The sequence below is a fragment of the Kribbella sp. NPDC058245 genome (genome assembly GCF_042882005.1).
Lineage (GTDB): Bacteria > Actinomycetota > Actinomycetes > Propionibacteriales > Kribbellaceae > Kribbella.
In genome coordinates this window covers 615,808-627,405 of record NZ_JBHVWY010000001.1, presented here as the reverse complement: position 1 = coordinate 627,405, position 11,598 = coordinate 615,808, and the positions used below count along the sequence as shown (strand labels likewise).

Annotated in this window: 11 protein-coding genes; 2 read left to right on the top strand and 9 right to left on the bottom strand. The window is 67.9% G+C overall.

The annotated features are described in order from the left end of the window. Nucleotides 1-72: 72 nt before the first annotated feature. The 6 genes from ACFVWG_RS03140 to ACFVWG_RS03115 are packed head-to-tail and all read right to left on the bottom strand — an operon-like array spanning nucleotide 73 to nucleotide 6,059. Entirely contained in the window at nucleotides 73-1,194 is a 1,122-nt protein-coding gene (locus ACFVWG_RS03140; protein WP_391541449.1) for a low temperature requirement protein A, read from the bottom strand. A 29-nt stretch (nucleotides 1,195-1,223) separates the two neighbouring features. Then, nucleotides 1,224-2,309, bottom strand: coding sequence for a Gfo/Idh/MocA family protein (locus ACFVWG_RS03135; protein ID WP_391541448.1), 1,086 nt, complete (start codon nucleotides 2,307-2,309; stop codon nucleotides 1,224-1,226). Beyond that, nucleotides 2,302-3,051: a ThuA domain-containing protein gene (locus tag ACFVWG_RS03130; RefSeq protein WP_391541447.1), complete on the bottom strand. Its 750-nt coding sequence runs from the start codon at nucleotides 3,049-3,051 to the stop codon at nucleotides 2,302-2,304. The genes ACFVWG_RS03135 and ACFVWG_RS03130 overlap by 8 nt, the downstream gene beginning before the upstream one ends. A 10-nt stretch (nucleotides 3,052-3,061) precedes the next feature. Continuing rightward, nucleotides 3,062-3,877, bottom strand: coding sequence for a carbohydrate ABC transporter permease (locus ACFVWG_RS03125; protein WP_391541446.1), 816 nt, complete (start codon nucleotides 3,875-3,877; stop codon nucleotides 3,062-3,064). A 12-nt stretch (nucleotides 3,878-3,889) separates the two neighbouring features. Next, nucleotides 3,890-4,822, bottom strand: coding sequence for a carbohydrate ABC transporter permease (locus ACFVWG_RS03120; protein ID WP_391541445.1), 933 nt, complete (start codon nucleotides 4,820-4,822; stop codon nucleotides 3,890-3,892). 1 nt (nucleotide 4,823) lies between these two features. Then, nucleotides 4,824-6,059: an ABC transporter substrate-binding protein gene (locus ACFVWG_RS03115; RefSeq protein ID WP_391541444.1), complete on the bottom strand. Its 1,236-nt coding sequence runs from the start codon at nucleotides 6,057-6,059 to the stop codon at nucleotides 4,824-4,826. A 114-nt stretch (nucleotides 6,060-6,173) separates the two neighbouring features. Between ACFVWG_RS03115 and ACFVWG_RS03110 the strand changes: the two genes are divergently transcribed. Further along, nucleotides 6,174-7,178: a LacI family DNA-binding transcriptional regulator gene (locus ACFVWG_RS03110; protein WP_391541443.1), complete on the top strand. Its 1,005-nt coding sequence runs from the start codon at nucleotides 6,174-6,176 to the stop codon at nucleotides 7,176-7,178. Between the two features lie 3 nt (nucleotides 7,179-7,181). Here ACFVWG_RS03110 and ACFVWG_RS03105 read toward each other — a convergent pair whose 3' ends face one another. After that, a complete protein-coding gene (locus ACFVWG_RS03105; protein ID WP_391541442.1) occupies nucleotides 7,182-8,018 on the bottom strand; it encodes a LysR substrate-binding domain-containing protein in 837 nt (278 codons plus the stop codon). A 74-nt stretch (nucleotides 8,019-8,092) separates the two neighbouring features. Between ACFVWG_RS03105 and ACFVWG_RS03100 the strand changes: the two genes are divergently transcribed. Next, entirely contained in the window at nucleotides 8,093-9,553 is a 1,461-nt protein-coding gene (locus ACFVWG_RS03100; RefSeq protein WP_391541441.1) for a ketol-acid reductoisomerase, read from the top strand. Nucleotides 9,554-9,695: 142 nt separating this feature from the next. Here ACFVWG_RS03100 and glmM read toward each other — a convergent pair whose 3' ends face one another. After that, on the bottom strand, nucleotides 9,696-11,042 hold the full coding sequence (gene glmM, locus ACFVWG_RS03095; RefSeq protein ID WP_391541440.1) for a phosphoglucosamine mutase: 1,347 nt from the start codon (nucleotides 11,040-11,042) through the stop codon (nucleotides 9,696-9,698). A 7-nt stretch (nucleotides 11,043-11,049) separates the two neighbouring features. Continuing rightward, complete coding sequence (rpsI, locus tag ACFVWG_RS03090) at nucleotides 11,050-11,571, bottom strand: 30S ribosomal protein S9 (protein WP_391541439.1); 522 nt, start codon at nucleotides 11,569-11,571, stop codon at nucleotides 11,050-11,052. Nucleotides 11,572-11,598: the final 27 nt, after the last annotated feature.

The window sequence follows — 11,598 nt, the reverse complement described above, 5'->3', positions numbered from 1 at the left end:
ATCGCCACAGTGGGTCAAGGGGAAACTACTGCTCGCCACCGACACTTTTCCTTCCCCACCCCACCGCCCCGGTCAGGCAGTTATTGGCGGCCTGATCACGAGCACTGCCACGATCGCCACCATCAAGACCGCCGTGACTACGAACGGCACCGGAATGACTGGGTCGAACAACACCAGCAGCGCACCCACCGGTACGACGATGTTCACCACCCGGTCCGCGCTCTGGCGCAGCGCGATCCACCAGATCCCGAGCACGAAGATGGCGATCGGCAGCGTCACCGTGAACGAGGCCAGGAACTCGCTCAGCTTGCTGTGATGCGTGATGACATCGATCTGCACCTCGACCCCGGCCGAGAACGCGCCGGCCGCCGCGAACACGAAGAAGTGGACGTAGCCGTAGCGCAGTGAGCTCGCGAACGACGTGATCGCGTCGTGGTGCGGCGGCCAGAAGTAGATCCACCACAGGGCCGCTGTGACGACCAGGGTGAGCACCGAGACCGCGATCAGCGGCGGCAGCTCCTCGTGCTCGTGCACGGCCTCGATGATCGCGTTGGCCGAGGCGAGCAGGCTCTCGCCGAGCAGGATCAGCGTGAAGAGGCCGTACCGCTCGGTGATGTGGTGCGGGTGCCAGGGCGTGGTCCGCCCCTGCCGCTCGGCCAGCACCGGCACGGCCAGTTCCGCGAGCGCGAAGAGCGCCCAGCCGATGATGGTGACCTCGTGCGGCAGGAACAACAGGATGATCCACAGCACCTGCACCACGGCGATTCCACCGGCGTAGAACTGGGTGACCCGCCGATGCTCCGAGGCCCGGCTCGCCCGCAGCCACTGCGCGATCATCGCGACCCGCATCACGACGTACCCGACCACGACGACCCGGAAGTCCTCGTCGGCGAAGACGCGCTCGATCCCGGCCGCCAGCACCAGGACGCCGCTCATCTGCAGGATCGTCAGCACCCGGTAGAGCCAGTCGTCGACCGCGAACGACGTGGCGAACCAGGTGAAGTTCATCCACGCCCACCAGATCGCGAAGAACACCACCACGTACGACAGCACGCCGTGCGCGATGTGCTTCTCGGTGAGCGCGTGGTGCAACTGCGCGGCCGCCACGCTCACGGCGACCACGAACACCAGGTCGAAGAACAGCTCCAGCGTGGACGCCACGCGCCCGGGCTCGTGCGGGTCCCGCGGTCGCATTGGAACCAACCGTGACCGCGAAAGGGTCGTCATACCTCCAGAGTCTTCAGTACGTCCGGCCATGACTCCAAGCAGGCACGCACAGCGGGGTCAGTCGCAGTAGCGATCGCTTCGGCATGCGCAGTCGTCAGTACGTCGGCAATCCGCACCGCCGCACCAGTAGCGGCGGACTGTACGGCGGCCTCCACCATGGCCACGCTGATCACGTTGGAGTGCACCTCGGACTGCGGCACGTCGCCGAAGCGAACCGCAGCGACGAACTCAGCCAGCGAACCAGCGATCTGCTCCGGCTCTTCGCCCAGCTCCGCCACCACCGCCGTACCGTCAGCTAGTTCTGCGGTCGGTGCGTTGTCGCCGTCCCAGTACGCCGTCCCCTCAGCCGCGCTGGCCCGCCAGGTGCCGTTCCACGAGGTCTCGAGCCCGGGAGCGGACCAGCTGCCGTTGAAAGCGAACCGGGTGCCGTTGGCGAAGGTGAACACCGCGTTGGCGGCCGCATGGCCCTCGAACCAGCTCCACTCCGGGTTGTAGGAGTCGCAGTACACCGAGACTGGCGCCGCACCGATCAGCTTGCGCGCCAGGTCGAACTGGTGGATCGCCATGTCCACCAGCAACGGCTCAGCCATCTGCTCACGGAAACCACCGAACCGCGGTGCCTTATAGAACTCACACGACAGCGACCCGACCACACCGAGCTGAGCGATCTGCCGAGCAAACGCGTTGCCGGCCCGGAAGTACCGCCGGGACTGCGACACCATCAGCAGCTTCCCGCTGACCTCCGCAGCGGCCACCATCTGCAGCCCCTCGCGAACAGTCGACGCCAACGGCTTCTCCGACAGCACCGGCAGCCCATGCCGCAGCGCAGTCGCACTGATCACTGGATGCGCGGCCGGTACCGTCACGTCGACCACAGCATCAGCCAGCGACGCCAGCTCGTCGATCGACGCAGCCACCGGTACGTCGCCGTACCCGTGCTCGTCGGCCGCACTGCGAGCCAGTCCGGTGTCGAGGTCGACCAGACCGACCAGTCTGGCGTCGGGACTCTCGGAAATCGTGCGGAGCCACGCACGGCCCATGCCGCCGGCTCCCACCTGGAGGACGCGGAGAGGCTCAGCCATTGGTGTAACCGTGTCCGTTGAAGAAGTCACCGGTCTCGTAGCGCAGCAGCGTCGGTACGGCGCGCTCCGGGCGATCCGACTTCGCCCACGCGACGCCGTTCGCGATCACCCGGCGGATGTCCTTGTGGTGATAGACCGGGTAGTCCTGGTCACCAGGCGAGAAGTAGAAGATCTTCCCGTGCCCCCGGCGGAAGGTGCAGCCGGACCGGAAGGCCTCGCCGCCACTGAAGGTCGAGATGAAGATCAGCTCGTCCGGGACCGGGATGTCGAAGAACTCGCCGTACATCTCCTGCTGCTCGATCTCGATCGGATGCGGTACGCCCTGCGCGATCGGATGGGTCGGACTCACCGTCCAGACCAGCTCCCGGTCACGCTCACTCCGCCAGCGCAGCGTGCACGACGTCCCCATCAGCTTGCCGAAGATCTTCGACCAATGACCCGAGTGCAGGACGACGAGGCCCATCCCGGCCAGCACGTGCTGGTAGACCCGCTCGACCACCTTGTCCTCGACCTCACCGTGCGCCACGTGTCCCCACCAGACGAGGACATCGGTGGCTGCCAGCACCTCCTCGGTCAGCCCGTGCTCCGGCTCGTCCAGAGTCGTGGTGGAAACGTCGGCGTCGAGGTTTTCGCGGATACCGGCGGCGATGGTGCTGTGCATGCCGTCGGGGTAGATCGCCGCGACGTGCGGTTCGGTCTGCTCGTGCCGGTTCTCGCCCCAGACGAGTACGCGTAACGTCATCTGCAACTCCTCATTTGACCGCTCCGCCGACGGCGCCGGCGGCGATGTACTTCTGGGCGGCGATCAGCAGCACGACGGCCGGGATCGCCGACAGGACCGCGGTGGCCATCACCGCGTTCCAGTTCTGCACCTGGGTCCCCAGGTACTGGTAGATGCCGAGCGTGACCGGGCGGACGCCACCCTTGGTGGTCAGGGTCAGCGCGAACAGGAAGTCGCTCCAGGAGAACAGGAAACTGAACAGTCCCGCGGTGATCAGGGAGTTCCGGCTGATCGGCAGCACGATCGCGACGAAGGCCCGGAACAGGCCGGCGCCGTCGACCCGCGCGGCCTCCACCAGCGACGGCGGCAGCGAGAGCATGAACGACCGCAGGATCAGGATCGCGAACGGTACGCCGCTGCTGCAGTTGGCCACGATCAGCCCGGGGATCGAGTTCAGCAGGCCGATCCGTTCGTAGGCCGTGTAGAGCGCGTTGGCGATCACGATCCCCGGGATCATCTGCGAGATCAGGATCGCCAGCAGGCCGATCGACACCCAGCGGGACCGGAACTGGGACAGCGCGTAGGCGCAGGGCGCCGCGATCGCCAGGCTCAGCACGACCGTCCCGGTCGCGATGATCAGGCTGGTGACCAGATTGCCGCCTTGCTCGCTGAGCGCCCGCCGGTACCCCGCGAAGCTCGGGTCGAGCGGCAGCAGCCCGGCCGTCAAGGTGTTGCCGGACGGCTGCAGCGATGCGTTCAGCATCCAGTAGACCGGGAACAGCATCACGGCCAGGATCAGGAGGCCGAGCACCGTGTACGCCGCTCGGCGGGTGGCCGAATCCGTCATCGCCGGGCCTCCTTACTCGTCGACGGCACGGCGGGTGCCGCGCAGGTAGAAGATCGCGAACACGAACGAGAGAGCGATCAGCAGATTGCTCAGCGCCGCTCCCTCACCGAACTTGAAGTCGACGAAGGACCGCTCGTACGACTGCGTCGCGAGCGTCTGCGTCGCATTGGCCGGCCCACCGCCGGTCAGGCCGAGGATGATGTCCAGCACCTTGATCGTGTAGACGACACCGAGCATCAGCAGCACGCTCGCCACCGGGCGCAGGTTCGGCCAGGTGATGTGCACGAAGGCGCGCCGCCCGGTCGCGCCGTCGAGTTGCCCGGCTTCGTAGAGCTCATCAGGGATGTCGGCCAGACCGGAGTACAGCAGCGTGACGTTGAACGGGATCCCGATCCAGATGTTCACCCCGATCACTGCGATCAGCGCGACCGACGGTGAGTTCAGCCATGGCACCGGCTGGTCGATCAGATGCAGACCGGTGAGCGTCCGGTTGAGAATGCCGCTGTCCTGCTCGAGAATCGAGCGCCAGGTCGCGCTCGACACGATCAGCGGCAACAGCCAGGGCAGCAACAGCAACGACCGCAGCAGGCCGCCGAGCGGGAACCGCCGCCGGAAGAACAGCGCGAGGGCCAGGCCGATGCCGAACTGGAAGGCGATCGAGCCGATGGTGAACAACGCGGTGTTCACCATCGCCTGCGAGAACAACTGGTCGCTCACCATCGCCGAGTAGTTCCGGAGCCCGACGAACGGCGCCTGGCCGGTGAAGAACGTGCGCAGGGTGTAGTCCTGCAGGCTCATCACCAGGTTCTTCAGCACGGGGTACCCGAACAGCGCGCCCATCGCGATGACCGCCGGCAGGACGAACAGGATCTTGGTCAGGCTCTCGCTCCGCCGGCCGCGCCCCCGCCGTACGGCGACTGTCCGGGTCAGTGTCGCCTGCGCCATGTCAGCCGCCCGAGGCCTGCTTGAAGGCATCTTGTGCCGAGGCCTTGCCGGTCAGCGCCAACTGGATCGCCTGGTAGATCACCTTCGCCGCCTCGGGCCACTTGTCGCCGAGCTTGCCGGTCCGGGAGCGGGCGGTCTTGACCTGCTCGGCGAACGCCTTCATCGACGGCACCTCCTTGGCGTACTGGTCGAGCAGCGCGGTCTTGGTCGGGAGGGTGAAGCGGGCCTTCGCCCAGGCCAGCTCGTTCTCGTCGGAGTTCAGGCACTTCACGAAATCGGCGGCCTTCTGCTGCTTGGCCTGGTCCTTGTTCAGCGGGATCGTCCAGGCCTCACCGCCGAGCGGCGCGACCGGTGTCTGATCCGGCTTGTTCAGCGGAAAGGTGACGACATCCCACTTGACGTTCGGGGCCGCTTCCAGGGCCGGGATCTGCCAGGGGCCGTTCACCATCATCGCTGCCTTGCCGGCCACGAACTGGTCCTTGGCGTCGCCCTGGGTCCAGTTGATCACGCTCTTCGACGCCGAGCCGGACTGGACGAGATCGACCCACAGTTGCAGGGCTTCCGCCACCTGCGGGCTCTTCAGGTCGGTCTCGTCGCCGCCATTGGTCCACATGGCCGGCAGGAACTGCCACGAACCTTCGTACGTCGCGTTGGCGTTGAACGCGATGCCGTAGCGGCCGGGCTTGGTCAGCTTCTTGGCAGCGGCCTTCAGCTCGTCCCAGGTCTTCGGCGGCTGCACGCCGGCTGCCGCCAGCATGTCCTTGTTGTAGAACAGCGCGATCGTGTTCGTCACCGGCGCCAGTCCGTAGAGCTTGCCTTGGTACGACGTCGCGTCGACCATGCCCTGAATGACTCCGTCCGCGTTCAGACCCAGGTCGTTCAGGGACGCCAGGGCGCCGGTCGCGGCGATCTGCTGGACGTCGGGATTGTCGAGCATCAGCACGTCGGGCAGGGTCTTCGACGACGCCTGCTGGAGCACCTTCTGGATCAAGGTGTCACCAGGCACCGTCTCCCGCTGGATGCTGACGCCGAGCTTGGTCCCGCAGGCGTCCAGGCCCTTCTGGACCAGCGCCTTGTCGGGGTCGTTGTTGTAGTAGTCGAGGACGGTCAGGCTGCTGACCGCTCCACCGGACGACGTACCGCCGCCGTTTCCGCCGTTTCCACCACAGGCCGCCGCAGCGAGTGCGAGGGCGATCGCACCCGCCAGTACGGCGATGGGCCGGTTGCTGCTGATCACATCGGACTCCTTGCACAGTTGCCGGTAAAGCGCTTAACTCCGAAGTGAAAGGACTATGTTCCTTGGGTCACAGTGCTGTCAAGAGTTCACAAGGGGGCGACTTCGGTGGTGACGATGCGCGATGTCGCGGAGCGCGCGGGAGTGTCGATCGCGACGGTGTCGTTCCTGCTCAACGACACCAAGCCGGTGACGCCGGCGACCCGGGCCCGGATCGAGCAGGCGATGACCGAACTGGGTTACCGGCGCAACGTGGTCGCCCGCGCGCTGGCCAGCCGGCGGACGCACATCATCGCGATGGCCTATCCCGCGCTCGAGCACCGCTTCGGGATGTCGACCGCCGAGTTCTTCACCGCCGCGGCCGAGCGGGCGCGCGCGAAGGAGTACCACCTGGTGTTGTGGCCGGTCGGCAACGACGGCGTCGAACTGCGCGAACTCCTCGGCCAGGGACTGGTCGACGGCGTCGTCCTGATGGAGGTCCAGCTCGCCGATCCGCGCGTCGAGGTGCTGCGTGACACCGGGACGCCGTTCGCGCTGATCGGCCGGACGACCGAGCTCGACGGCCTGGCCCACGTGGACATCGACTTCGACGCCACTGTCGAGGCCGCGGTCGGCCACCTGCACGAGCTCGGCCACCGCGAGCTCGCGCTGATCTCAGGCGACCTGGCCGACCCCCGCTTCCACGAATACGGCCCATGGGTCCGGTCAGAGGCGGCGTACCGGCGGGTGGTGGCCGAGTACGGCCTGCGAACCGTCGTCGAGCCCTCTCCCGACACGCCCCGGGCCGGCCGCGAGACGGCCGAACGGCTACTGCGGGAGCATCCGGAGACGACCGCGATCCTGGTCGCGAACGAGTTCGGCACGCTGGGCGTGGTCTCGGCCCTGAAGCGCCAGGGACGCGACATCCCCGGCGACGTGTCGGTGCTCTCGCTGTTCATGGTCCCGGAGGTCGCCGCACTCAGCGACCCCGAGGTCACCTTCATGCGCACCCCGGGCACCGAGCTCGGCCGCCTCGGCATCGAGGCCCTCATCCGCCAACTCGAAGGCGCCGACCCCCTGCCCCCTCAGCTCGTCCCCGCCACCCTCCACCCGGGCACCACCGTCGGGCCACCACCTTCGTGAGGTTCAGTTCATTGGCGCGTTCCACAGCGCAGTGACGAGCGGGCGGTGCAGGTCGGTACGGCGGACGCACAGCCCGATCGGCAGCTGGTCTAGCGGCGGATCGGCCCGGCGCTCGACCAGGCGGCCGGAGAACGTCGAGGTGTCGAGTACCAGCCGCGGGACGATGCCGATGCCGTAGCCGAGGTCCACCAGGGCCAGTAGCGCCTCATGGCCGTCTGGCTCGGCCGCAATGCCCGGACGAAGCCCCCGGTGCCGGAACCACCGGAACGCTGCCTCACGGACCAGTCCGCGCGCCGGAACGACGTACGGGCTGTCTGCAGGCACACCTGGTGCACTGACCAGGATCAGGTCGGTGGTGGCGATGGTGCGGCTGATCAGAGTGTCAGGGAGGCGCTTGGGGATGCCGGCCACGGCGGCGTCCACCTCGCCCTCGTCCAAGCGGGCCAGAGCGACCGCCGCGTCGCCGGTGCGGATGTCGAGGCGGATCTGCGGGTGGGCGTCGCGGAGTGGGGCGAGCAGATCAGGGAGCAGCGACTCGCAGGCGGTCACAGTGGCGAAGATGCGTAGCTCACCGGTCAGGTCCGGCGGGAGGTCGACGCCAGCGCGATAGTCACCCCACAGCGCCAGAACCTGTTCCGCGTACGTCGCGAACCGGCGTCCGTCGGCGGTGAGCACCACTCCGCGCGGGCCGCGGTCGAAGAGCCGGCTGCCGGTGCGGACCTCCAGGCGCTGGATGGTCCGGGTGAGGGTTGCTGCGCTGACGTGGCTCTCCAGGCTGGTGCGGCCGTAGTTGAGCGTGCGGGCGAGGTGCAGGAACAGTTCGAGCTCGCGATGGTCCATGTTTCACCTTTTGCAACGCAGCGATGCAGATCTTGCGCTTGCTGCAACAGTAACTCCGGTCTTCACTGAAAGACATGACCACCATCGACTCGACGGTCTTCCGGACCGAGACCATGACGGTGCCCGGGGGTACCGAGACCATCCTCCGCGGCGGCCGCGACCTGTTCCCGCTGCTGCCCGAGGCCTTCCACGGCATCAGCAAGATCGGCGTCCTCGGCTGGGGACCGCAGGGCCGGGCCCAGGCGCTCAACCTGCGCGACTCGCTGGCCGGCACCGGCATCACGGTCTCGGTCGGTCTCCGGCCGGGCTCGACCTCGGCGGACGACGCCCGCGCCAACGGGTTCACCGAGGAGGACGGCACCCTCGGCGGCCTGCTCAGCGTCGCGGCCGAATCCGACCTGCTCATCCTGCTGATCGCCGACGCGGCCCTCGCCGCCCAGCACGAAACGATCTTCACGGTCCTGAAGCCCGGCGCCACGATCGGCCTGTCGCACGGCTTCCTGCTCGGCCACCTGCAGGCGAGCGGCCGCGACTTCCCGCCCGGCCACCCGGTGATCGCGGTCTGCCCGAAGGGCATGGGCGATTCGGTACGGCGGCTCTACCAGCAGGGCGCGACGGTCAACGGTGCCGGGATCAACGCGAGCATCGCCGTACACGCTGACCCGGATGGCCACGCGACCGATCGGGCGCTGGCCTGGTCGGTCGCACTCGGTTCGCCGTACACGTTCGCGACCACGTTGTCGGCCGAGTACCGCTCGGACATCGTCGGTGAGCGGGCGATCCTGCTCGGCGCGGTGCACGGTCTGGTCGAGGCGCTCTACCGGTACTTCCGGCTCGAGGGGGCCGACCCGGTGACGGCGTACGAGCGTTCGACCGAGGCCGTGACCGGGCCGATCGCGCGGACGATCTCGGCCGCCGGGCTGCCCGCCGTACGGGCTGCTCTGGCTGGAGCGGACCAGGATCTCTTCGACCGCGCGTACAGCGCGACCTATCTGCCGGCGCGTGACCTGGTCGCCGAGATCTACGATGAAGTTGCCGAAGGCACCGAACTCCGCAGTGTCATCCTGGCCGAGCAACGCCTCGCCACCCGGCCGATGACCGCGATCGCGGGCAGCGAGATGTGGTCGCACAGCACCGAAGCGCACGCTCGCCGCGGCGCGGAAGCAGCCATTGATCCGGTGACAGCAGGGCTCTTCGTCGCCACGATGACCGCGCAGGTCGACGAGTTCGCGGCCCGCGGCCATGCCTGGTCGGAGATCGTGAACGAGTCGATCATCGAGGCGGTCGACTCACTGCTCCCCTACATGCACGCCCGCGACGTCGCCTTCATGGTCGACAACTGCTCCCGGACCGCCCGGCTCGGTACCCGACGCTGGGGACCGCGGTTCCAGGCGGCGTACGAACAGCTCGCCCTCCCGGCCCTCACCACCCCCGCAGACCCCAAGGCCATCGAGGCCTTCCTGCACAACCCGGTCCACGAAGCCCTCGCCGTAGCCGCCGAACTCCGCCCCTCGGTCGACATCTCCGTCTCCTGACCCCATTTCGCTCACTAGGCAGTCATATCGGGGGTTCTCCACCCTTATTCAGGGTGCTGAACCCCTGATATCGGTGGCTAGCCAGGGAAATTGCGGCGGCCCCGGAACCTGGTGGGGTTCCGGGGCCGCGTGGAGCTGGTGCTCAGAGCTTCAGTGAGGTTGCCACGACGTCGGCGAGTGAGTGCGCGATCTCGTCGGCCAGGTCGGACGACTCAGCCTCCACCATCACCCGAACCAGCGGCTCCGTGCCCGAAGGACGAAGCAGCACGCGCCCGGTGTCGCCGAGCCGCGCAGTGGCCTCGGAAACAGCAGTCTGTACGGCGGTATCCGTGCCGGCGCGATCCTTGTCCACGTTCTTGACGTTGACCAGGACCTGCGGCAGGCGGGTCATCACACCGGCCAGATCGGCCAGCGTCTTCCCCGTCTGGGCGATCCGGGCCAGCAGCATGACCGCGGTCAGCGTGCCGTCGCCGGTGGTGGCGTGGTCGGACAGGATCACGTGCCCGGACTGCTCACCGCCGAGCTTGTGGCCGCCGGCCTTCATCGCCTCCAGCACATACCGGTCGCCGACCTTGGTCTGCTCGACCGCGATCCGCTCCCGCACCATCGCCTGGACGAAGCCGAGGTTGCTCATCACGGTGGCGACCACGGTGTCGTTGGACAACCGGCCGCTGTCGCGCATCGCCAGCGCCAGGATCGCGAGGATCTGGTCACCGTCCACCAGGTCGCCGTTGGCGTCGACCGCCAGGCAGCGGTCGGCGTCGCCGTCCAGGGCGATGCCCAGGTCGGCGCGGTGCCCGATCACCTCACGCTGCAGACCCTCCAGGTGGGTGGATCCGCAGTTCAGGTTGATGTTCAGGCCGTCCGGTGCCGCGGCGTACGTGATCACTTCGGCGCCGAGACGCCGCAGCGCCTCCGGAGCCGTCCCGTAGGCGGCACCGTTCGCGCAGTCGATGACGACCTTGACCCCGTCGAACCGGTTCGGCGCCGAGCGGACCAGGTGCGAGACATACGTCTCGAAGCCCTGCCCGTCGTCGACCACGCGGCCGACAGCGGCACCGGTCGGGCGCTGCCACTGTTCGCCGACCCGGACCTCGATCGCGTCCTCGATCTTGTCGTCGAGTTTGATCCCGCCGCGGGCCAGGAACTTGATGCCGTTGTCCGGCATCGCGTTGTGGCTGGCGGACAGCATCACGCCGAGATCGGCACCGGTCGAGCCGGTCAGATAGGCGACGGCCGGGGTCGGCAGCACGCCCAGCTTGAAAACGTCGACGCCGGCGCTGGCCAGTCCGGCCACCACAGCGGCTTCCAGGAACTCTCCACTGGCGCGTGGATCCCGCCCCACAACGGCGCGTGGCCGGTGCCCTTCGAAGGCACCGGCCTCGCCGAGTACGTGAGCCGCAGCGACCGAAAGGTCGAGTGCGAGCTCCGCGGTCAGGTCCACGTTTGCCAGGCCACGGACTCCGTCCGTGCCGAACAAACGCCCCATCAGGTGATCAGCGCTTGCTGTACTGAGGAGCCTTGCGGGCCTTCTTGAGACCGGCCTTCTTACGCTCCTTGATGCGCGCGTCGCGGCTCAGCAGACCGGCCTTCTTGAGGCCAGGACGGTTCGCCTCCTCGTCGGCGGCGTTCAGGCACCGGGCGATCCCGAGCTGCAGCGCACCGGCCTGGCCGGTGATGCCGCCGCCGTTGATCCGCGCGATCACGTCGTACGAGCCCTCGAGGCCCGCGACGACGAACGGCTCGTTCACGTGCTGCTGGTGAACCTTGTTCGGGAAGTACACGTCGATCGGCTTGCCGTTGACGGTGATGCTGCCCGTGCCGGGCACGAGGCGGACGCGAGCGACGGCCTCCTTGCGGCGGCCGGTGGCGCCGGCCGGGTTGATGACCGCGACCCGTCCGGTCTCGGCGCGCTGCTCCGGCGACGGGTTCGTCTCGGAGGTGTAGGCAACCGGGCCGTCGGTCTCGATGGGGACCTCGGGGTCGAACTCTTCGGTCTCGGTGGTGATGTCGCTCACGCTGAAAATCCTCGTTTACCTGGCTCG

Bases quoted from the DNA above. Each gene is read 5' to 3' on its own strand.
- ACFVWG_RS03105 (WP_391541442.1), bottom strand. From the start codon at position 8,018: ATGGACCATCGCGAGCTCGAACTGTTCCTGCACCTCGCCCGCACGCTC.
- ACFVWG_RS03140 (WP_391541449.1), bottom strand. From the start codon at position 1,194: ATGCGACCGCGGGACCCGCACGAGCCCGGGCGCGTGGCGTCCACGCTG.
- ACFVWG_RS03135 (WP_391541448.1), bottom strand. From the start codon at position 2,309: ATGGCTGAGCCTCTCCGCGTCCTCCAGGTGGGAGCCGGCGGCATGGGC.
- ACFVWG_RS03100 (WP_391541441.1), top strand. From the start codon at position 8,093: ATGACCACCATCGACTCGACGGTCTTCCGGACCGAGACCATGACGGTG.
- ACFVWG_RS03130 (WP_391541447.1), bottom strand. From the start codon at position 3,051: ATGACGTTACGCGTACTCGTCTGGGGCGAGAACCGGCACGAGCAGACC.
- glmM (WP_391541440.1), bottom strand. From the start codon at position 11,042: ATGGGGCGTTTGTTCGGCACGGACGGAGTCCGTGGCCTGGCAAACGTG.
- ACFVWG_RS03125 (WP_391541446.1), bottom strand. From the start codon at position 3,877: ATGACGGATTCGGCCACCCGCCGAGCGGCGTACACGGTGCTCGGCCTC.
- ACFVWG_RS03120 (WP_391541445.1), bottom strand. From the start codon at position 4,822: ATGGCGCAGGCGACACTGACCCGGACAGTCGCCGTACGGCGGGGGCGC.
- ACFVWG_RS03110 (WP_391541443.1), top strand. From the start codon at position 6,174: ATGCGCGATGTCGCGGAGCGCGCGGGAGTGTCGATCGCGACGGTGTCG.